The 20,951-nt window shown below is 66.8% G+C and carries 20 protein-coding genes; 9 read left to right on the top strand and 11 right to left on the bottom strand.

The features are described from left to right. Positions 1 to 494 precede the first annotated feature (494 nt). A complete protein-coding gene (gene acs, locus AC59JP_RS12520; RefSeq protein ID WP_497326092.1) occupies positions 495 to 2,414 on the top strand; it encodes an acetate--CoA ligase in 1,920 nt (639 codons plus the stop codon). Positions 2,415 to 2,518: 104 nt separating this feature from the next. Here the strand turns inward: acs and AC59JP_RS12515 are convergent, their stop codons facing one another. The 3 genes from AC59JP_RS12515 to AC59JP_RS12505 are packed head-to-tail and all read right to left on the bottom strand — an operon-like array spanning position 2,519 to position 7,304. Then, complete coding sequence (locus AC59JP_RS12515) at positions 2,519 to 4,252, bottom strand: ABC transporter ATP-binding protein (protein ID WP_497326091.1); 1,734 nt, start codon at positions 4,250 to 4,252, stop codon at positions 2,519 to 2,521. Beyond that, a complete protein-coding gene (locus AC59JP_RS12510; RefSeq protein WP_497326090.1) occupies positions 4,249 to 5,919 on the bottom strand; it encodes an ABC transporter ATP-binding protein in 1,671 nt (556 codons plus the stop codon). The genes AC59JP_RS12515 and AC59JP_RS12510 overlap by 4 nt, the downstream gene beginning before the upstream one ends. 20 nt (positions 5,920 to 5,939) lie before the next feature. Beyond that, the gene (locus AC59JP_RS12505; protein WP_497326089.1) at positions 5,940 to 7,304 is read right to left on the bottom strand and encodes an MFS transporter; all 1,365 of its coding nucleotides are present in this window, start codon (positions 7,302 to 7,304) and stop codon (positions 5,940 to 5,942) included. 194 nt (positions 7,305 to 7,498) lie between these two features. On the opposite strand from AC59JP_RS12505, the gene AC59JP_RS12500 reads away from it, so the two are divergent. Together AC59JP_RS12500 and AC59JP_RS12495 are read left to right on the top strand one after the other, a co-directional pair. Next, positions 7,499 to 8,047 (top strand): phage holin family protein, encoded by a 549-nt coding sequence (locus AC59JP_RS12500; RefSeq protein WP_497326088.1) that lies wholly within the window; start codon positions 7,499 to 7,501, stop codon positions 8,045 to 8,047. Between the two features lie 22 nt (positions 8,048 to 8,069). Then, the gene (locus AC59JP_RS12495) at positions 8,070 to 8,999 is read left to right on the top strand and encodes an alpha/beta fold hydrolase (protein WP_497326087.1); all 930 of its coding nucleotides are present in this window, start codon (positions 8,070 to 8,072) and stop codon (positions 8,997 to 8,999) included. A gap of 18 nt (positions 9,000 to 9,017) precedes the next feature. Here the strand turns inward: AC59JP_RS12495 and AC59JP_RS12490 are convergent, their stop codons facing one another. The 4 genes from AC59JP_RS12490 to nth are packed head-to-tail and all read right to left on the bottom strand — an operon-like array spanning position 9,018 to position 12,317. Continuing rightward, positions 9,018 to 10,208, bottom strand: a complete 1,191-nt coding sequence (locus AC59JP_RS12490) for a MarP family serine protease (protein ID WP_497326086.1) — start codon at positions 10,206 to 10,208, stop codon at positions 9,018 to 9,020. Continuing rightward, on the bottom strand, positions 10,205 to 10,825 hold the full coding sequence (locus AC59JP_RS12485; RefSeq protein ID WP_497326491.1) for an NUDIX hydrolase: 621 nt from the start codon (positions 10,823 to 10,825) through the stop codon (positions 10,205 to 10,207). The genes AC59JP_RS12490 and AC59JP_RS12485 overlap by 4 nt, the downstream gene beginning before the upstream one ends. 56 nt (positions 10,826 to 10,881) lie before the next feature. Beyond that, the gene (locus tag AC59JP_RS12480) at positions 10,882 to 11,553 is read right to left on the bottom strand and encodes a TlpA family protein disulfide reductase (protein WP_497326085.1); all 672 of its coding nucleotides are present in this window, start codon (positions 11,551 to 11,553) and stop codon (positions 10,882 to 10,884) included. Beyond that, on the bottom strand, positions 11,550 to 12,317 hold the full coding sequence (nth, locus tag AC59JP_RS12475; RefSeq protein ID WP_497326084.1) for an endonuclease III: 768 nt from the start codon (positions 12,315 to 12,317) through the stop codon (positions 11,550 to 11,552). The genes AC59JP_RS12480 and nth overlap by 4 nt, the downstream gene beginning before the upstream one ends. A gap of 92 nt (positions 12,318 to 12,409) precedes the next feature. On the opposite strand from nth, the gene AC59JP_RS12470 reads away from it, so the two are divergent. Next, positions 12,410 to 12,682 (top strand): hypothetical protein, encoded by a 273-nt coding sequence (locus AC59JP_RS12470; RefSeq protein ID WP_497326083.1) that lies wholly within the window; start codon positions 12,410 to 12,412, stop codon positions 12,680 to 12,682. A gap of 115 nt (positions 12,683 to 12,797) precedes the next feature. Continuing rightward, on the top strand, positions 12,798 to 13,472 hold the full coding sequence (locus tag AC59JP_RS12465; protein ID WP_188546307.1) for a Crp/Fnr family transcriptional regulator: 675 nt from the start codon (positions 12,798 to 12,800) through the stop codon (positions 13,470 to 13,472). Positions 13,473 to 13,477: 5 nt separating this feature from the next. Here AC59JP_RS12465 and AC59JP_RS12460 read toward each other — a convergent pair whose 3' ends face one another. Then, on the bottom strand, positions 13,478 to 14,257 hold the full coding sequence (locus AC59JP_RS12460; protein ID WP_497326082.1) for an MBL fold metallo-hydrolase: 780 nt from the start codon (positions 14,255 to 14,257) through the stop codon (positions 13,478 to 13,480). 30 nt (positions 14,258 to 14,287) lie between these two features. On the opposite strand from AC59JP_RS12460, the gene AC59JP_RS12455 reads away from it, so the two are divergent. Then, a complete protein-coding gene (locus tag AC59JP_RS12455; RefSeq protein ID WP_497326081.1) occupies positions 14,288 to 15,145 on the top strand; it encodes a Gfo/Idh/MocA family protein in 858 nt (285 codons plus the stop codon). A gap of 23 nt (positions 15,146 to 15,168) precedes the next feature. Here AC59JP_RS12455 and AC59JP_RS12450 read toward each other — a convergent pair whose 3' ends face one another. Next, positions 15,169 to 15,624, bottom strand: coding sequence for a RidA family protein (locus tag AC59JP_RS12450; RefSeq protein ID WP_497326080.1), 456 nt, complete (start codon positions 15,622 to 15,624; stop codon positions 15,169 to 15,171). A gap of 5 nt (positions 15,625 to 15,629) precedes the next feature. Beyond that, the gene (gene sp36, locus AC59JP_RS12445) at positions 15,630 to 15,794 is read right to left on the bottom strand and encodes a Sp36 family protein (protein WP_188546302.1); all 165 of its coding nucleotides are present in this window, start codon (positions 15,792 to 15,794) and stop codon (positions 15,630 to 15,632) included. Positions 15,795 to 15,824: 30 nt separating this feature from the next. On the opposite strand from sp36, the gene bagA reads away from it, so the two are divergent. After that, a complete protein-coding gene (gene bagA / locus AC59JP_RS12440) occupies positions 15,825 to 16,835 on the top strand; it encodes an ATPase BagA (protein WP_497326079.1) in 1,011 nt (336 codons plus the stop codon). After that, positions 16,832 to 17,935 (top strand): ATPase BagB, encoded by a 1,104-nt coding sequence (gene bagB, locus AC59JP_RS12435; protein ID WP_497326078.1) that lies wholly within the window; start codon positions 16,832 to 16,834, stop codon positions 17,933 to 17,935. The genes bagA and bagB overlap by 4 nt, the downstream gene beginning before the upstream one ends. Positions 17,936 to 17,954: 19 nt before the next feature. On the opposite strand, the gene AC59JP_RS12430 is transcribed toward bagB, so the two are convergent. Continuing rightward, a complete protein-coding gene (locus tag AC59JP_RS12430; RefSeq protein WP_497326077.1) occupies positions 17,955 to 18,266 on the bottom strand; it encodes a WhiB family transcriptional regulator in 312 nt (103 codons plus the stop codon). 254 nt (positions 18,267 to 18,520) lie between these two features. Between AC59JP_RS12430 and AC59JP_RS12425 the strand changes: the two genes are divergently transcribed. Continuing rightward, positions 18,521 to 20,890, top strand: coding sequence for a transglycosylase domain-containing protein (locus AC59JP_RS12425; protein ID WP_497326076.1), 2,370 nt, complete (start codon positions 18,521 to 18,523; stop codon positions 20,888 to 20,890). The last annotated feature ends 61 nt before the right edge of the window (positions 20,891 to 20,951 follow it).

The raw sequence follows: 20,951 nt of genomic DNA, 5'->3' as shown, positions 1-20,951 counted from the left end.
GTCAATATGCGTCTTGCGCGCAAGTTGTTCCTCCATCGGTGCTCGGGCGCGGCACCCACCGCGCCCTGGTTTCGCCGCGAGTCGGCTCGGGGATGACCGGTCCGACGCCGCGAAACATAGGGGTGATCGCACACAACCGAACGCGTGGTTCGCAGGTGCAACGATCAATATTCGCTTGACTGTAGACACACCTTTTGGGTTTGTCGTCGAGTCCCCCCAAATCGAGTAGTTCGACGATGCGGCCCGAAACGCCGCCGTAACCTGACAGGACTGGACATCACCGGTCCGACAGCCTGAAACCCACGCTCGCGAACCCGGCAAAACCCGTCATCGTGCGAGGTAACCGCCCATCGCGGGTACTCGACCACACACCGCAGGAAGCGGGGTTGCACACCGATGCAACGGTGACCCCGACGTGATACGTGACTACGCTCACATTCGCAGGAAGCCAGCAGCAGAGCGAAAGAGGTCGCGTTCGGATGACGGAGTCAGCAGTGAACGAGCACGAAGTGTCCTACCCACCCAGTGCCGAGTTCGCCGAGCAGGCCAATGCAGGCGCCGAGCTCTACGCCGCGGCCGAGAAGGACCGACTCGCGTTCTGGTCCGAGCAAGCCGAGCGCCTCGGCTGGGTCGAGAAGTTCACCGACGTCCTCGACTGGTCGGACGCACCCGTCGCCAAGTGGTTCGTCGGCGGCACACTCAACGTCGCCTACAACTGCGTCGACCGGCATGTCCTCGCCGGCAACGGTGACCGCGTCGCAATCCACTGGGAAGGCGAGCCCGGCGACAGCCGCGACATCACCTACTCCGACCTCCTCGCCGAGGTTTCGCGCGCCGCGAACGCGTTCACCGAACTGGGCCTCGTGGCCGGCGACCGCGTCGCCATCTACATGCCGATGGTCCCCGAGGCCATCGTCTCCATGCTCGCCTGCGCGCGCCTCGGTCTGACGCACAGCGTCGTGTTCGCCGGATTCTCTTCGACCGCTCTGCGCTCCCGGATCGACGACGCCGAAGCAAAACTCGTCGTCACGACGGACGGCCAGTGGCGCCGCGGCAAGGCGGCCTCCCTCAAGGAGTCCGTCGACACCGCCGTCGACGGAGCCGCGTCGATCGAGCACGTCCTCGTGGTCAAGCGCACCGACATCGACGTGGACTGGACCGAAGGCCGCGATCTGTGGTGGCACGAGACCGTCGGCTCCGCATCCCCGGAGCACGAGGCGCAGCCCTTCGACTCCGAGCACCCGCTGTTCATCCTCTACACCTCCGGCACCACCGGAAAGCCCAAGGGCATCATCCACACCTCGGGCGGCTACCTGACGCAGACGTCGTACACCCACCACTACGTCTTCGACCACAAGGCCGGCCAGGACGTCTACTGGTGCACTGCCGACATCGGCTGGGTCACCGGACACAGCTACATCGTCTACGGACCGCTCTCCAACGGCGCGACTCAGGTCGTGTACGAAGGAACGCCCAATTCCCCTGACGAGCACCGGCATTGGAACATCATCGAGAAGTACAAGGTCTCGATCTACTACACCGCACCCACGCTGGTGCGCACGTTCATGAAGTGGGGACGCGAGATCCCCGACGCGCACGACCTGTCGTCGATCCGTCTGCTCGGCAGCGTGGGCGAACCGATCAACCCCGAGGCGTGGCGCTGGTTCCGCGAGGTCATCGGATCCGGTTCGGCACCCATCGTCGACACGTGGTGGCAGACCGAGACCGGCGCCATCATGGTCACGCCGCTCCCCGGCGTCACCGCCACCAAGCCCGGATCGGCGATGACTCCGCTCCCCGGCATTTCCGCCAAGATCGTCGACGACGAGGCAAAGCCGTTGGGCCCCGGCGGAAACGGGTTCCTGGTGCTCGACGAGCCGTGGCCGTCCATGCTCCGCGGCATCTGGGGCGACATGGAGCGCTACAAGGACACCTACTGGTCGCGCTACGCCGAAGAGGGCTGGTACTTCGCCGGCGACGGCGCCAAGTTCGACGACGACGGTGACCTCTGGGTCCTCGGACGCGTCGACGACGTCATGAACGTCTCGGGCCACCGCATTTCGACCTCGGAGGTCGAATCCGCGCTGGTCGGTCACCACGCCGTCGCCGAGGCCGCCGTGGTGGGCGCCACCGACGAGACCACCGGTCAGGGCATCGTGGCGTTCGTGATCCTGCGCGGCGGCGTCGAGAACACCGGCGACGAATTGATCGCCGAGCTCAAAGCCGAAGTGTCGCGGGAGATCTCACCGATCGCGAAGCCGCGGCAGATCACCGTCGTGCCGGAGCTCCCGAAGACCCGGTCCGGGAAGATCATGCGCCGACTGCTCCGTGACGTGGCCGAAGGCCGCGACCTGGGTGACACCTCGACCCTGGTCGACCCGGCGGTGTTCGAGGCGATCAAGGGCGGTTCGTAGCTTTCACTCGCTGTGCTGCTGTGCGCGATTTCCGCCCCCCGGGGGCCGGAAATCGCGCACAGCGGTTTTCAGGGGCACAGCGGTTTTCAGGGGCACAGCGGTTTTCAGCGGCCCTCCCACGCCTCCCACAGCTCGGCATACCGACCACCCGCCGCGACGAGATCGTCGTGCGTTCCTTCTTCCACGACGGCGCCACGCTCGAGCACCACGACTCGATCCGCCGTCGCAGCCTGGGTGAGCCGGTGCGCGACCACCAGCGTCGTGCGTCCCCGCGTCGCTGCGGCGGCCGACTGCTCGAGATCGCGCGCTCCGAGGCTGCCGGCTTCGGCGGTCGCCTCGTCGAGAACGACAACGGCGGGATCCAGCAACACGATTCGAGCCAACGCCAACTGCTGTGCGTGCGCCGCGCCGACCTGGTGACCGCCTTCGCCCACGATGGTCTCGACGCCGTCGGGCAACGCGTCCACCCAGTCACGCGCGCCGACGACGTCCAGGGCCGCGAGGACCTCGTCGGTCGTGGCCGCCGGCCGCGCCAGCCGCAGATCCTCGACGAGTGGTCCGGCGAAGACGTGGACCTCCTGGCTCACGATGGCGACGCAGCCGTGGCCGACGTCCGCAACAGGCACCCCACCGATCGTCGCTCGTCCTGCGTCCGGCTCCAGTACACCGGCAGCGATCGCCGCGATGGTCGACTTTCCGGCGCCGGTGGAGCCGACCAACGCCACCCGCTGCCCTGCGTCGACGCGAATGTCGACACCGCGCACGACGGGAACGCCGGGCTCGTAGGCGAATTCGATCCCGTGGAGATCCAGGACCGTGCCCGCCGGCACCGAGGAGCGACCTGCGACGGACGACTCTTCGGACACCACTCCCACGAGTCTGGCGAGGCTGGCATTGGCCGACTGCACCTGATCGAACATGAACAGCACCATGCCCACCGGGTTGAACAATCGCGCGAACAACAGTGCGGCGGCGGCGGTCTGACCGACGCTCACCTCACCGGAACGAACGAGGAGGAACCCGGTCACCAGGATGACCGACAGGCCGATGAACTCCGCTCGATTGACTCGGCCGACGAACCGGGTGAACAACGCGAACACGCCGATCGAGATGTCCCGCACCGCGGCGGACGTCGTATCGACCTGCCGTTGGTGCGCCTCCTCCCACCGGTAGGCATGAACGGTGTGCACACCCTGCATGCTTTCCATCAGCACACTCGATCGTCGTCCGATCGCCCTGCGCTCCTGCGCATATCGCGGTGCCGACCGCGGTAGGTACCACCGGCCCGCCAGGACATACGCCGGTACTGCCACGAGCCCCGCGAGACCGAGTCGCCAGTCGAGGCCCGCCATCGCCACCACGCTGAGAACGCCGAGCAGGACGCCGGAAATCACGACGGGCAATACCGACGACACCGCCTTCGCCACGGTCGCGACGTCGGTGCCGACGCGAGAGAGCACGTCGCCCTTGCCTATTCGTTCCAGCTTCTGCGTGGGTATGTGCAGGGCGGTGGCGACGACGCCTTCGCGGAGGTCGGCCAGAATCGTCTCGCCGAGACGGCTGACGAGGTACGACGTCCACCCGGTGGCGGCACCGCCGATCACGGCGGCCAGCGTGATCGCGATGCCGATGGGCACGATTGCGCTCGCCGGGGAACCGGCCGTCGCCTCGTCGATCAGGATGGACATCGTGTAGAACGGGACGATCGACGCCGCGGCTCCGATCATTCCGACCACGGCAGTCGTCATCGCCTGTCGCCTCCGAGGTTTCAGCTCCGAGCGGAGCCATCGCCACGTCTCGCGGCCGGAGGCGACGGGCAGGATCTCCTCGGTCGTCATCGCAACACCGCGGCGCGGTAGGTGGGGTCGTGGCCGAGGTCGCTGTGCGTTCCGTCGGCCACCACGCGCCCGTTGTCGATCACCACGACCCGCCCGGTGGCGCCCAGTAGGACTGGACTGCTGGTCACAATCATTGTGCTGCAACGCGACTCGATGCTATGCCGAATCTCGGCGATACCGCGGCCGATCGCGTGTTCTGTCACCGAGTCGACCGCGGTGGTGGGTTCGTGCAGAACGAGCGTCTTCGGACGCGCCAGAAGCGCACGTGCGAGCGCGACCCGTTGTCGCTGACCACCCGACAGGCTGGCCCCACGTTCGGCCACCGCGAGATCCATACCGTGCTCGTCGACCACATCGGCAGCAGCGGAGGCCGCCAGTATCTGCTCCACATCGTCGTGGGAACCTGCCCCGATGTTCGAACGCACTGTCCCGGAGAACAAGTCGGTGGCGTGCGGTTCGACCAGCAGCGCCGATCGGAGGTCCGCCAGGTCGGCCGACTCGACCTCGGCGCCGCCCACCACCACGGTCCCGGTGTACTGGTCGCGACCGAGCCGGCCCGCGAGCAACTGCACGAGGGCGTCGCTGTCACTCGTGCGGAGAGCGACGACGCCGACGAACTCCCCCGGCTCGACCGTCAGGGACAGTCGATCCAAGGTGCCGGCGCTCACGTCGTGAAGCGCCAGCCCCGAACCGGTCACGGGCGTCGTCCCGCCGTCGTGCACGACGTCCGCATTCATGACCATCGCAATGCGATTCGCGGACGCGCGCGCCTCGGCGACCCACCCCGGTGCGAGGGCGAGCATGCCCAGGGGCTCGATGAGGAACTGCGCCAACCCGATCACCGTGATGAGCTCACCCACGCTGATGCGGCCGTCCAGCGCGAACCACCCTGCCGTCAGGGCGATTCCGACTGCGAGCAGCGCCCCGACCGCTCCCGCGACGCCCGCGTAGGCGCCCCGGGTCCGCGCGGCAGCCAGTGTGGCGCGCAGCGATTCGCGACTGACCTCGCGGTAGCGGGCCGCGGCAGCGTCCTCGGCGCCGATCCCGCGCAGCGGTCGAAGGCCAGTGATCAGATCCGTCGCCGTCGACGACGACGCACCCGCCAGCTTCTGCTGTCGTGCAACACGTTCGGTGATCAGCCGCGAGCTCATCGCCAACAGACCCAGGACCACCGGGGTGCCGATGACGACGATGGACCCGAGCGGGACGTCGATGGTCAGCAGGACGATCGCGGCCACCGCAGTCGCCACCAGTGCGCCGACCACCCGCGGCACGTAGTCGAGCAGGTACGAGGTGTTGTCGGCGTCGGTGGTGGAGATCGACAACATTTCGCCCCACCGGAGGTCGGTCCGAATTCCGCGGCGGTCGAGGATCTTTGCCGCCACCTCGACTCGGAGTCGATGGCCCTCCGATGCGATGGCGATCATGAGCTGGCGTGCGCCGAAGCGGTACGCCGTGGTGAGAACGACGAAGAGCGCAGCGAGCGCGCCGATCCACAGGACGATGGACGTGACGCTTCCCGTACCCACCGCGCGGTCGACGATGATCCCGATCAATACCAGAACCGACGCCTCACACACCTGGTGGACGCTGATGAGCGCCGTGCCGATCGTGAGGCGTCGGCCGTTGCGGGCGACGGTTCGACGAAGTACAGCGCTGGAGTCCACGGACCCAGCTTAGGCATGCCTTATACGGGCGTGTCCAGTGACTCGTTCCGGGTCTCGCGCATGATGACCAACGCGGTCAGCGTCAGCGCGGCGGCAATCGCCAGGTACACACCGACCCAGCCCACACCGTACGAATTGACCAAGTACGTCGCGATGAACGGTGCCACCGCGGCGCCCAGGATGCTCGCCGTGTTGTAGGAGATGCCGGATCCGGTGTAGCGGACGTTGGTCGGGAACAGTTCCGGCAGAACGGCACTCATAGGTCCGAAGGTCAGACCCATCAGCGCGAGACCGACGCACATGAACAGCAGCATGCGACCGGCGGTGGCGCTCTCGGGAGCGGCGAACCAGTGGAAGCTCAGCCCGAAGACGATGATGGCCGACGTGATCACGATCAAAGTGATGCGTCGTCCGTACTTGTCGGCCAGCCACCCGGCCACGGGAACGAACGCCGCGAAGAAGAGCACGGCGATGATCTGCAGCCCGAGGAAGTCGGTGTACTTGATGGCGACCTTGACTCCGCTGTGGTCGACGACCTTGCCGGTGCCGTAGCTGACCACCCAGGTGGTCATGATGTAGAAGAGGGTGTACGTCGCCAGCATCACGAACGTGCCGAGAATCAGTGGGCGCCAGCTGGTTCGGAACACCTCGGCGACCGGGGTCTTCACCTTCTGACCGCGCTCGAGCGCGCGCTTGAACACCGGCGTCTCTTCCAGCTTCAGTCGCACGTAGAGGCCGATGATCACCATGACCGCGCTGAGCAGGAACGGAATTCGCCAGCCCCAGGTGAGGAACGCGTGCTCCGCACCGGACGTCGCCGAGTCGTACCCCATGGCGAGCGTCAGGATGAGGAACAGGCCGTTGGCCATGAAGAAGCCGATGGGTGCGCCGAGCTGAGGCCACATGGCAGCCCAGGCGCGCTTGCCTTCCTTGGCGGTCTCCGTCGCCAGCAGCGCGGCTCCGCTCCATTCACCGCCGAGGCCGAGTCCCTGCACGAAGCGCATGAGCGCCAACAGCATCGGCGCGACGATGCCCACGTTGCCGTACGTCGGGAGCAGTCCGATCAGGAACGTCGCGATACCCATCGTGAGCAGCGACCCCACCAGGGTGGCCTTTCGTCCGACGCGGTCACCGAAGTGCCCGAAGAGCACCGACCCGAGCGGGCGGGCGACGAACGCGAGTCCGAACGTGGCGAACGACGCGAGCAGTGCGGTGGTGTCGTTGCCCGACGGGAAGAAGAGTCGAGGGAATACCAGCACTGCCGCGGTTGCGTAGATGTAGAAGTCGAAGAATTCGATGGACGTGCCGACCATCGAGGCGACGACGATCCGGCTGCGCGGTACTCCGTCCACGACGTCGGATTTTGCTGCCGATGTGGTGCTCACGAGTTACTCCTGAAGACAGCATGTAGTGACGGGTGCAAGTTACCCGACCGAACGAGTGTCGTTGGGAGGTTCGGGCGTTTAGGCAACCTGCACTTGTGCGTGTGACCGGTGCGCCGGGCGGGTAAGCCGGTGGCTGGTCGGCAAACGGCTAGGGTATGCACCGAGCAACTTTTCATCATCGAAGGGACCACGCAGTGAGCAGCAGCCGAGGCAACGGGATCGGCGGAACCGGCGACGGTGTCCCCAGCAGCATCTCGTCCATCCCGCTGACCGACGTCGACGCACACGCGCCGGGTACGGCCAGCATCGGCAACCTGGTCAAGGACGCGACGTCCCAGGTGTCGACCCTCGTTCGAGCCGAGGTCGAGCTCGCGAAGGCCGAGGTCACCGGCGAGATCAAGAAGGGTCTGCAGGGCAGCATCCTGTTCATCCTCGCGCTCGCCGTGCTCATCTTCAGCGCGTTCTTCTTCTTCTTTTTCCTCGCCGAGTTGCTCAACATCTGGGTCGATCGCTGGCTCGCGTTCCTCATCGTCTTCCTGATCATGATCGTGGTGACGGCCCTGCTGGCCTTCGTCGGCTATCTGAGGGTGAAGAAGCTGCGCAAACCCGAGAAGACGATCGACTCGCTCAAGCAGGCGTCGTCGGTTCTCCCGACGGGAAGCAAGCCGGGCGACAGCGCGCTGAACTCGCCGGCGTTCGACAAGGCTCTCGACCCTCGGACCCTCGACCCCCAGCGTCGATAAGCACCGCTGACCCACCCGGCACATGGCAGCACCCGATCCGTCCACCGTCCGATACCCCGGCCCTTGGCGTCATCTCGACGTGCGTGCGAACGGCATCCGTTTTCACGTGGTCGAAGCCGGTCCCACGTCGCCGAACACCCCACTGGTGGTACTGCTCCACGGCTTCGCCGACATCTGGTGGTCGTGGCGTCACCAGTTGACGGCCCTGGCAGACGCCGGCTTTCACACGGTCGCCGTCGACCTGCGTGGGTACGGCGACTCGGACAAACCCCCGCGCGGTTACGACGGATGGACCCTCGCCGGCGACATCACCGGTCTCATTCGGGCCATGGGGCACACGAACGCTGCGTTGGTCGGTCATGCGGACGGCGGTCTCGTCTGTTGGGCCGTGGCTGCCCTGCATCCGCGTCTCGTTCGTTCGATCGCGCTGGTGAGCTCCCCGCATCCGATCGCACTGCGGCGACAGACCATCCGTGACCGCGGCCAGCGCAACGCGCTGGTGCCGTATTTCCTGCGCTATCAGATCCCGCTGCGTCCCGAAGCGAAGCTGACCTACGCCGGCGGCGCCGAAGTGGAACGCTTGCTCCGCGAACGTTCCGGCCCCGCGTGGCCCGAGACCGACGATTTCCGCGAGACCGCCACGACCCTGCGGTCCGCCATCCAGATACCCGGTGCGGCGCACAGCGCGCTCGAGTACCAGCGCTGGGCCTTCCGCAGCCAGTTCCGATCCGAAGGGCGCCGGTTCAGGAAAGCCGTCGACGTGCGCACCGAGATTCCGGCGTTGCACATTCACGGCGACGCCGATCCGTACGTTCTGACGGGCACGGTGCGGCACGACTCGAGGTGGGCGCCGGCCATGGACCTGCGCTCACTGCCCGATATCGGGCACTTCGCGCATCAGGAAGCGCCGGCCGAGGTGCAGCGGTTGCTGCTGGAACATCTGCAGCGCTGACCACTCGACCAACACTGATCAGACGATGCAGGCCCCGGTGCTCACGGCCGCGGTCGCTTGCTGCGAGGCGGTGACCTCGTCGGCCACCTCGCCGGCCGTCAACACGAACCCGGTATCGGAATTGTCCACTGCCGCACCGAAAACGACGCCGAGTACCTGGCCGTCGGTGGTCACCAACGGTCCGCCCGAGTTGCCCTGCCGAATCGATCCGCGCACGGTGTAGACCTCACGGTTCACCGTCCCGGTCCGGTAGATGTCGGGACCCGAGAGCGGGAGTATCTCCCGAATCCGTGCGGCGCTGGCCGAGTACGGTCCGCCGCCCGGGTACCCCAGGACGATGGCGTCCTGGCCGGACTGGGCGGGGGCCGACGCGAAGGGCAGGACGGGCGCGGTCAGGTCCGGCACCTCCAGGACGGCGATGTCGACGGACGGATCGAACAGCACCACCCGAGCGGCCAGGGGCCCGCCCGACGAGTCGACGGTCACCGAGGAGGTGCCGGCAACGACGTGCGCGTTGGTCATGACGTGCTGGTTGCCGATCACGAAACCGGATCCCTCGAGCGCCTTCTGGCAGCTCTCCGCGACACCTCGGATGCGGACCACACTGCGTTGCAGATCTGCCGCGACGGGAAGCGCGAGGACGCTGCCGTCGGGCGGCTCGACGTTCGCGACGGGTGTGCGGCCGAACGGACCGATGACGTCCGGAAGGCCGGACGTGTCGAGCAGAGCGGAGAATTCGTTGGGAATCTCTCGCATCCATTCGGGCGCGACATCGTCGACCCCTTTGAGAATTGCGGACCCACGCACCGCGGCGGCGACACTCTGCTGCGACGATGCCGTGAGCGGGATGGCCAGCAACCACGCCGCTACCAGAACGGCGACGGCCTGGAGCGCGGCGCCGATGGTGCTGTCGACCGAACGTGCTGCGGGACTGTGCATTCCACTACGGAGCGCGCGACCCAGAACCATGCCGGCCACTTCGCCGACGACCACGAGAACGACGATCAGGCCGATGCCGACCAGCACGCGCATGCGGCTGTCGTCGACATGGACCAGCACACGTGGAGCGAGCAGGATGCCCGCCACCGCACCGAGCACGACGCCGAGGAACGCGAGCGCGGACGCCACGGCTCCCTGCCGCCACCCCGACGACGCGGCGAGCAGCGCCACCAGCGCCACCCCGATGTCGAGCCACGTCGATCCGGTCATCGCTGAATTCCCGCCCCTGCTGCCTCGATGCTGGCATCGAGATCACGAATATCGTCTGTGTTCCAGGGCAGCCCCCAGCCCATGGAGTCGAACACGCCGGACAGTATTCCAGCCGTGAAACCCCAGACCAGCATGTCCTCGACTCCGAACGCCGGGCCCTGATAGCCGAGTGGATGCCGGACGACGAAACGCCGCGCCGGGTCCACCAAGTCGGACACCTTGACCCGCACGACGCGTTCGGTCTCGGCGGTGTCGACCACCCCGATCTGCGACGGCGTTCGCCAGTACGCGACCACGGGGGTCACCACGAAACCCGACGGCGGAACGTAGATCGCGTCGAGCGCCGCCAGCGGCTCGACTCCCGACGGGTCGAGTCCGGTCTCCTCCACGGCCTCGCGCAGCGCGGTGCCGATCGGACCGTCGTCTCCCGGATCGGCCACCCCGCCGGGAAACGCAACCTGTCCACCGTGTTGCCGCAGCGACGAGGCCCGTTGCGTCAGAAGCACATCCGCGTCGGCGGGAAGTTCGTCACCGTCCGACCCGGAGAACAGAACCAGAACGGCGGCGTCGCGATGGTCCGAGCCGGGAGGCGGCTTCCGATCCAGTACCTGATTCATGCGCGAACGATCGAACAGCACGGCGTCGTCCAGGCCCTGCAACCAACCGGGCGCGCTCACGCCGTCACCCCGAGGTAGGTGGTGACAGCCCCGGCCACGTCGTCGACGCTACGGAACGGCTGCGGCAGAACCTTCGCGATCGATCCGTCGGCGGCGACGAGAACGGACACGGGCAGGACGCTGGGCGCGCTCACCGCTGCGGCGACGCGAGCCGAGCCGTCCTGCACACCCGGCAGCCGGACGCCGTAATCGGTCAGGCGGGTCAGAGCATTGTCCTGCTTGGGATCCTCGTGCACCGTCAACACGGTAACGGCACCGCCCGCGCGCTCCGCGAACTGCTGCAGGTACGGCAGTTCCTCCGCGCACGGACCACACCAGTAGGCCCACAGGTTGATCAGCGCCGGCTTGCCGGCCAGCGCGCGTCCGAGGTCGACGGGCGAGCCGTCCGCCAGGCACGTCAGCATCAGACCGTCGAGGGGACCGGACGCGGTCGAACCGGCCGACGGCGTCGGGCACGCCGACAGAGCGGCCGCCGCGCGCAGACCGGACAGGTCGGCGTCGGTCGGCGTGGACGGCGGCTGCGTCGCCGTTCCGATCGAGTTCCGGAACTCGTCGTATGAACTGGGACCGGTCGGCTCGTCACTGCCGCGCGGCCAGATGGCGACGATCAACGCGATCACCACGACCAGAGCAGCCAGGCTCCACCGCAGCGCGGACGATCTACTCACGCCTCGATGCCAGCCAGTTTCAACAAGTGCTCCGTCTCGGGCCCCTTGACCAGCGCGGCGGCCTTCAGCCGATCCGTCTCACCGATCCCGTACGACGGGCAGTCCTTCGCGAGGACGCAGACTCCGCACGCCGGCTTGCGGGAGTGGCACACCCGTCGCCCGTGGAAGATCACCCGATGCGACAGGACGGTCCACTCCTTGCGCTCGATCAGAGCGCCGGCGGCGTGCTCGACCTTGACCGGATCCTCCTCCTCGGTCCACTGCCAGCGACGAACCAGTCGGCCGAAGTGGGTGTCGACGGTGATTCCCGGAATGTCGAAGGCGTTTCCCAGGATCACGTTGGCCGTTTTCCGGCCGATCCCGGGCAGCTTCACCAGCTTGTTCAGATCGGGCGGCACTTCCCCGTCGTACCCGTCGAGCAATGCTTGGCCGAGACCGATGAGGGAGTTGGCCTTGTTGCGGTAGAAGCCGGTGGACCTGATGAACTCCTCGAGCTCGGTGCGGTCGGCCTCGGCGTAGTCACGAGCGGTTCGGTACTTCGCGAACAGAGCAGGCGTCGTCTGGTTCACCCGGACGTCGGTGCACTGGGCCGAGAGGATGGTGGCCACGGCGAGTTCGAGCGGCGTGGTGAAATCAAGCTCACAGTAAACGTGGGGAAACGCTTCGCCGAGACGGCGATTCATCCTGCGCGCCCGACGCTTGAGCCCGATGGGCGTCTCGTCGAGTTTGCGCACGTCGGGGCTGTCCCCAGCTGTCTTCGGCACGTCTCGACTCTACGGAACGCCACCGACACTCTTCACTCGGTCAGTGCACGCTCGTGTTCTATTCGAGACCTCGAGCGTGTTTACTTCCTCCTATGCAGGCTCTCGCTGTGGTTCTCTTCCCCATTTTGCTGACGCTGTTCGCGCTCGCGATGGAGCGGTTCGAATCGCGCCTCAACAGGGTCGGCGTCCGTGAGCAAGAGGTCCAGGAATTCGTCGATCAGGCCAGCAGCGACGAGGTCGCCACGCTCGCGAGCGACGGTTTTCCCAACGCATTCGCCCGATTCGCTCGCCGTCGTCGGCGTATCGACGGAGACCCTGCCGAAGAGGTTTCGTTGCTCGACGATCACGCCCGCCGCGCCAGCTGAGGCAAATCGGGAACGCGTCGAGTGGCTGCGATCACTCGCGATGGGCCGGTGGGACGTAGACTCTGCTTCGCGTGCGTAACGCATGAACGCTAGTCGAGTCGCAAAAGGAGCACACGTGGACGAGGTTCTGGCACGGGCCGGCATCTTTCAGGGGGTAGAACCGTCGGCGGTCTCTGCACTGACCAAGCAGCTTCAGCCCGTCGATTTTCCGCGTGGCCATGTCGTCTTCAACGAGGGCGAACCCGGCGACCGTCTCTACATCATCGTCTCCGGCAAGGTGAAGCTCGGACGCAAGTCGCCCGACGGCCGTGAGAACCTGCTGACGATCATGGGTCCGTCGGACATGTTCGGTGAGCTGTCCATCTTCGATCCGGGCCCCCGCACGTCGTCCGCGACCACGGTCACCGAGGTGCGCGCCGTCAGCATGGACCGCGATGCCCTCAAGGCGTGGATCGATCAGCGTCCCGAGATCGCCGAGCAGTTGCTGCGCGTCCTCGCTCGTCGTCTGCGTCGCACCAACAACAACCTCGCCGACCTCATCTTCACCGACGTGCCCGGCCGCGTCGCGAAGGCGCTGTTGCAGCTGGCTCAGCGGTTCGGTACGCAGGAAGCCGGCTCGCTCCGCGTCACGCACGACCTCACGCAGGAAGAGATCGCACAGCTCGTCGGTGCTTCACGTGAAACAGTGAACAAGGCCCTGGCCGACTTCGCCCACCGCGGATGGCTCCGCCTCGAGGGCAAGAGCGTGCTGATCTCGGACTCCGAGCGACTGGCTCGGCGCGCTCGGTAGCAGGCTCAGCTCCGCAGGTACTCCAGCTGGGCTTTGACCGACATTCGCGCGGCCGGCCAGAGCTTCTTGTCGACGTCGGCGTACACGTGCTTGACCACCTTCAGCGCGTTCGCACCGTCGCCGAGAACGGCCAGAGCCTCGCGGACCTGATCCAGCCTCTGCTCACGGTGCGCGCGGTACTCGCGGGCGACCAGTGCGGTGTCGGGTAGGTCCGGTCCGTGTCCGGGCAGGGTGCGGCGGCCTTCGCCCACCTGCTCGAGCCGATCCAGGGACGAGAGGTAATCGCCCAGCGTCCCGTCCCTCGAGTCGATGACGCTGGTGCCGCGGCCGAGAATGGTGTCGCCGGTCAGGACGGCGTCGTCCATGAGAAAACTGACCGAATCGGCCGTGTGGCCGGGGGTCGCGACGACGGTCAGCTCCACTCCTGCGGCCGAGACGACCTCGCCGTCCGACAGCACGGATCCACCGCCGCGCAGGAAGCTTTCCGTCGAGGCTCGAACCGGCGCGCCGGTGAGCTTGTGCAGTCGCGCAATGCCCCCGGTGTGGTCGTGGTGGCGGTGAGTGACCAGGATCAGCGCCACCTTGCCCTGCTGCGCAACGAGGTCGACGTGGGCGCGGCTGCGTGGCCCCGGATCGACGACGACAACCTCGTCACTGCCCGCCCCGCGCAGAATCCAGGTGTTGGTTCCGTCCAGCGTCATCTTCCCGGGGTTCCGCGCGAGAAGCACTGCCGCGGTGGGTGTCACCTGACGAAGCTGCTCGTACGCAGGGTGTTCTAGGGCCATGCCTCACCGTATCCGTTTAGGGTCGACGGCATGCGAATCGGAGTGATCGGCGCCGGACCGTGGGCACACACCGCAGCCGCGCCGGCGTTGACGGCACATCCCGACATCGAATTCGCCGGAGTGTGGGCGCGCAGACCGGAACAGGCACTGGACCTGGGCGCCGACGTGTTCGACGACGTCGCGAAACTGATCGACGCGGTGGACGCCGTGGCGTTCGCCGTCCCGCCCGCGGTGCAGGCCGAGCTCGCGTCGACGGCGTTGAACAAGGGCAAGCACGTGCTCCTCGACAAGCCGATAGCCGGCTCGCTAGCCGACGCGCAGCGCCTCGTCGAGCAGATCGACCGCGCCGGTGTGATGTCGATGGTGACGTTGACCCGCCGGTTCGCGCCCGAGACGCGCGCATTCCTCGACTCGCTCGACGGCGACGACTGGGCGGCCGCGACGGGCACCTGGCTGTCGGGTGCGCTGCTCGGCGGCGAGTACTCGTCGTCGATCTGGCGTCAGGAGGGCGGGGCGCTGATGGACGTGGGCCCGCATGTGTTCGACCTTCTCGACTGCGCGCTCGGACCCGTCACCGACGTGGTGTCGACCCGCCGCGACGACGCGACCGACACGTGGTCGATCACGTTGGCGCACAACGCACGTACGTCGAGCGTCGTGCTGTCGATGCGTACGCCGGTCATGCCGTCGGTGCTGAAGGTGACGGTCAGCGGGAGCGGTGGTGTGCGCGAACTGTCGGACCGCACCACACCCGCCGCCGACTGCTACCGCGTGCTGCTCGACGAGTTTCTCGAATCGGTGCGGACCGGGCGCGAGCATGCGTGCTCGGCGCGGCGCGGGCTGTATCTGCAGGAAATCATCGAACGGGTGCTCCGCACCGCTGTGTGAGAGGTGCTCCGCACCGCAGCCGCTTACGCGACCTCGACGATCAACTCCACCTCGACCGGCGCGTTCAGCGGCAACTCCGCCACACCCACGGCCGAGCGTGCGTGCACGCCGGCGTCGCCGAACACGTCGCCCAGCAAGTTCGATGCACCGTTGATCACGCCGGGCTGACCGGTGAATCCCGGTGCCGACGCGACGAATCCGACCACCTTCACGACCTTGACGATCGCGTCGATTCCCACGAGGGCGTCGATCGCCGCGATCGCGTTCAACGCGCAGGTCCGTGCGAGATCCTGTGCCTGCTCGGCCGTGACCTCGGCGCCCACCTTGCCGACCAGCGGAAGCTTGCCGTCGACCATCGGAAGCTGACCCGAGGTGTAGACGAGCGAGCCGGTCCGCACCGCGGGGACGTACGACGCGACGGGCGGAACGACGGGAGGGAGCTCGAGCCCCAGCGCCGCCAGATTGTCCTTGGGAGGCACGGCGGTCAGCTCTTCGGACGCTTGAAGTACGCGACCAGCTGCTCGCCCGTCGGACCGGGGAGAACGGTCACCAGCTCCCACCCGTCGGAACCGAAGTTGTCGAGGATGGTCTTGGTGTTGTGGATCAGCAGGGGGGCAGTGAAGTATTCCCACGTCGTCGATGCGCTCATGAGGGCAAAGCCTATCGCTACGCTGGCGATGTGACCTCCACTGTCGACACCACCGGATGGCCCGCCAAGGCCGACCGCGCTCGCCTCCACTTCGTTTCCGGCAAGGGCGGAACCGGGAAATCCACCGTCGCAGCGGCGTTGGCGCTCTCGCTCGCCGCCGGTGGCCGCAAGGTTCTGCTGGTCGAGGTGGAGGGGCGCCAGGGAATCGCCCAACTCTTCGACGTCCCCCCGTTGGCGCCGGTCGAGACCAAGGTGGCGGCCGCGGACGGCGGCGGCGAGGTACACGCGCTCGCGGTGGACATCGAGACGGCGTTCCTCGAGTACCTCGACATGTTCTACAACCTCGGTTTCGCCGGGCGCGCCATGCGCCGCGTCGGCGCCATCGAGTTCGCGACCACCATCGCGCCCGGACTGCGCGACGTGTTGCTCACCGGCAAGGTCAAGGAGTGCGTGGTGCGCACCGACAAGTCGGGCAAGCGGGTGTACGACGAGGTGGTGGTCGACTCCCCGCCGACGGGCCGCATCGGAAATTTCCTGGACGTCACGAAGGCGATGTCGGATCTGGCCAAGGGCGGCCCCATCCGGTCGCAGAGCGAGGGTGTGGTGCGACTGCTCCACTCCGAGGAGACGCTGGTGCATCTGGTCACCCTTCTCGAAGCGCTCCCCGTGCAGGAGACCGCCGACGCGGTCGCCGAACTCGAAGCCGCCGACCTTCGCCTCGGAACGGTCATCGTGAATCGCACCGAGGAGTCGTTCATCCCCCGTGAGCAACTGGCCCGCGTCGCCGACGGAAACATCGACGCCGCTCAGGTCGAAGCGAGCCTGAAGGAAGCGGGAATCTCGTTGTCCGAGCACGACTTCGCCGGTCTGCTGACCGAGTCGATCGAACACGCGTCGACTTTGTCGGCGCAGGACGAGAGTGCCCGCCGACTCCACGAGCTGAACGCGGCGCGACTGGCGCTCCGAATGCTTCCCGACGGTATGGATCTGGGCGGGCTCTACGACCTCGCCGCGCAGCTGACGGAACAGGGTGTCAAATGACCACACTGGATGTGTCGACCATCCTGACCGATCCCGCGACGAGAATCGTCGTCTGCTGCGGAAGCGGCGGGGTCGGCAAGACCACCACGGCGGCCGCAATGGCGTTGCGCGCAGCGGAGAACGGCCGACGCGTCGTGGTCCTCACCATCGATCCCGCGCGTCGCCTGGCGCAGGCTCTGGGCGTGGGCGAGCTGGACAACAATCCGCAACCGGTGAAGCTGGGACCGGGCGGCACGGGCGAGCTGCACGCGATGATGCTGAACATGCGGCGCACCTTCGACGAGATGGTGCTCGAGCATTCGACGCCCGACAAAGCCCGCCAGATTCTGGACAATCCGTTCTATCAGACTGTGGCGTCGTCGTTTTCGGGCACACAGGAATACATGGCGATGGAGAAGCTCGGGCAGTTGGCGTCGAGCGGCGACTGGGATCTGGTGGTGGTCGACACCCCGCCGTCACGGAACGCGTTGGACTTCCTCGATGCACCGCAACGTCTGGGATCGTTTCTCGACGGGCGCATGATCAAGCTGCTGATGGCTCCGGGACGCGGCATCAGCCGCGTCGTCACCGGCGCCGTGAGTCTTGCGATGCGTGGCGTGTCGTCCATCGTCGGAAGCGAAATGCTCTCGGACGCTTCGGCTTTCGTGCAGTCGCTCGATTCGATGTTCGGCGGGTTCCGCGAACGCGCCCGGCACACGTACGACTTGTTGAGACAGGACGGGACGTACTTCCTCGTGGTCGCGGCGGCCGAGCCGGACGCGCTGCGCGAGGCGTCGTTCTTCGTCGATCGTCTGTCGGAGGAGAAGATGCCGCTCGCGGGCCTGGTGCTGAACAGGACCCACCCGACGCTGAGCGAGTTGTCGGCCGATCATGCGGTGACTGCCGCCGATCAACTTCAGGACAGCGACCCGTTGACGGCAGGGATCTTGCGGGTGCACGCCAATCGGGCCGTGACGGCCAAACGTGAGGTCGGCTTGTTGCGACGGTTCACCGCTGCGCACCCACGAGTACCGGTGGTGGGTGTCCCGTCGCTTCCGTTCGAGGTGTCCGATCTGGACGCGCTGCGAGCGGTGGCCGATCAGCTGACCAGGGCCGTGTAGCCGGCCGTGTGAACGAAGGTCAGATGGCTGCCTGGTGGTGGCGCTGGTTCTCGAAGAACTCGGCCCACGAATCCACTTCCGGGTGCTGCTTGATCAATGCGCGGCGCTGACGCTCGGTCATCCCACCCCAGACGCCGAACTCGACACGGTTGTCCAGAGCGTCGGCTCCGCACTGCATCAGCACGGGGCAGTGACGGCAAATCGTCGCTGCCTTGCGCTGCGCGGCCCCCCGCACGAACAACTGATCGGGATCGACGCCGCGGCATCGCGCCTTGGCAACCCAGGCGATGCGCGCCTCTGCTTCGCCGACCTCGACCGAAGCGTTCGTCATTTCCGTTTGCATTGCAGACCCCTTTATCTATGCGAACACCGCGCAAGGACGTTCACCGATGTTCCAGCAGCTCAGCAGCACATCTGAGTGCGGGACACCCCACTTTCCGATGCGACTGTTAGCTGAATCACACCGTCGAGGTTCAATCTAGGGTAAAGGTTGTGACGTAAGCAAGGCGGGGGGCCTTTTTTCTGGTACGGCCGTGCTCACGCCGAAGAATCGGCCCATTTTCTCGACCCAGGTACCTTGTAGACGTGTCGATCGGAAAAACAGTCGCCAGGCTCGCCGGATGCTCGGCTCTGGCAGGTGCACTACTGGCCGGTGTGATGTTCCCGTTGGCCGGCGGCTTCGGACTCGCGTCCAACCGCGCGGCGGACACCGTGGACAACGTCTCGGCCGAACTCGTCGAGGGAACGGTACCGGCCGTCTCCACGATGACCGACGTCGCGGGCAACCCCATCGCGTGGCTCTACGAGCAGCGACGGTTCGAGGTGCCGAGCGACAAGATCTCCAACGAGATGAAGCTCGCCATCGTCTCCATCGAGGACCGCCGCTTCGCCGAGCACCAGGGCGTCGACTGGCAGGGCACCCTCCGCGCGTTCCTCACCAACACCACCAGCGGCCAGGTTCAGCAGGGCGCGTCGACGCTCGATCAGCAGTACGTGAAGAACTACCAGCTTCTCGTCGTCGCGAAGACCGACGCCGAACGCCGCGCCGCCATCGAGACCACCCCCGCCCGCAAGATCCGCGAGATCCGTATGGCGCTGACGCTCGACAAGAAACTGACCAAGGACGAGATCCTCACCCGGTACCTCAACCTGGTTCCGTTCGGTAACTCCTCCTACGGGATTCAGGACGCCGCGCGCACCTACTTCGGTATCGACGCGAGCCAGCTGAACCTCACCCAGTCCGCCATGCTCGCCGGAATGGTGCAGTCCAGCTCGGCACTCAATCCGTACACGAACCCCGACGGCGTGCTCGAGCGGCGCAACACCGTGCTCGACACCATGATTCAGAACATTCCGGACCGAGCGACCGAGATCGAGGCGGCGAAACTCGAGCCGCTCGGTGTCCTGCCGACCCCGGAGCAGCTGCCCCGCGGATGCATCGCCGCCGGCGACCGCGGTTTCTTCTGTGACTACGCGCTCGAGTACCTCGCCAACGCCGGGATCAGCAAGGAGCAGGTGGACAAGGGCGGGTATCTGATCAAGACCACCCTCGACCCGGCCGTGCAGTCGTCGACCAAGGCGGCTCTCGTCGAGAACACCAGCCCGACCGTCAACGGCGTCGCGACGGTCATGAACGTGATCGCGCCGGGACAGGATTCGCACCGCGTCCTCGCCATGGGCAGCTCGCGTACCTACGGACTCAACGGTGACAACGAGGAAACCGTCCAACCTCAACCGCACTCGCTCGTCGGCAACGGCGCCGGGTCGATCTTCAAGGTCTTCACGACCGCCGCGGCGATGGAGAAGGGCCTCGGAACCAGTGCCGTTCTGCAGGTTCCGCCGCGCGTCGAGGTCAAGGGCCTGGGCGACGGCGGTGCCCGCGGCTGCCCGCCGTCGACCTACTGCGTCACCAACGCCGGCAACTATCCGGCGTCGCTCTCGGTGACCGACGCGCTCGCGCAGTCGCCGAACACGGCGTTCGTGAAGCTCATCGAGTCCGTCGGCGTCACCCCGACGGTCGACATGGCGGTGCGCCTGGGCTTGCGGTCGTACGCGGATCCGGGTTCGGCGGGTCAGGGCGACGATCAGTCGATGGCCGACTTCCAGAAGTCGCAGAACCTCGGTTCGTTCACCCTCGGCCCCACCTACGTCAACCCGTTGGAGCTGTCGAACGTGGCGGCGACGTTGGCGTCGAGCGGCAAGTGGTGCCCGCCCAACCCGATCGACTCGATCTTCGATCGCTACGGCAAGCCCGTGCCGATCACCCAGCAGGCGTGTGAGCAGGTCGTCGACCCCGGTCTGGCCAACACCCTCGCCAACGCGATGAGCAAGGACGATCAGGCCGGCGGTACGTCGGCGTCGGCTGCGGCGTCGGCCGGATGGAACCTGCCGATGTCCGGCAAGACGGGAACCACCGAGTCGAACCGCTCGTCCGGCTTCCTGGGGTTCACCAACCGCTACGCGGCCGCCGTCTACACCTACGGCGACTCCCCCACGCCCAGCGAGATCTGCTCGTTCCCGCTGCGGCAGTGCAGTTCCGGAAGCTTGTTCGGCGGTAACGAGCCGGCCCGAACCTGGTTCGACGCGATGGACCCGATCGCCACGAACTTCGGTGACATCGCGCTTCCGCCGGTGGATCAGAAGTTCGTCCGCGGGTCGGCCAACGGGCAGGTGCCGAACGTCGTCGGACTGAGCCAGGCTTCGGCCAGCGCCCAGCTGCAGGCGGCCGGGTTCCAGGTGCAGGTCGCGAGCACCGCGTCGTCGCAGCGAGCCGGAACGGTGTCGAGCGTGTCCCCGTCCGGATCCGCCATCCCCGGCTCGACGGTGACGATCTACGTCAGTGACGGTTCGGTCCGCGAGGCACCGCCGTCACCGGGACCGGGAATCAGCATCCCCGCGCTGCCGCCGGGCATCACGATCCCCGCGATTCCGGGGTTGACGGCGCCGCCTCGCTGACCCCTCTGTACCGCTGTGCGCGATTTCCGCCCCTCCGAGGGCAGAAATCGCGCACAGGGGT

It is taken from the genome of Rhodococcus sp. 320_ES, assembly GCF_059691855.1.
The sequence above is the reverse complement of the archived record's forward strand: the minus strand, read 5'-3'. Positions and strand labels throughout refer to the sequence as shown.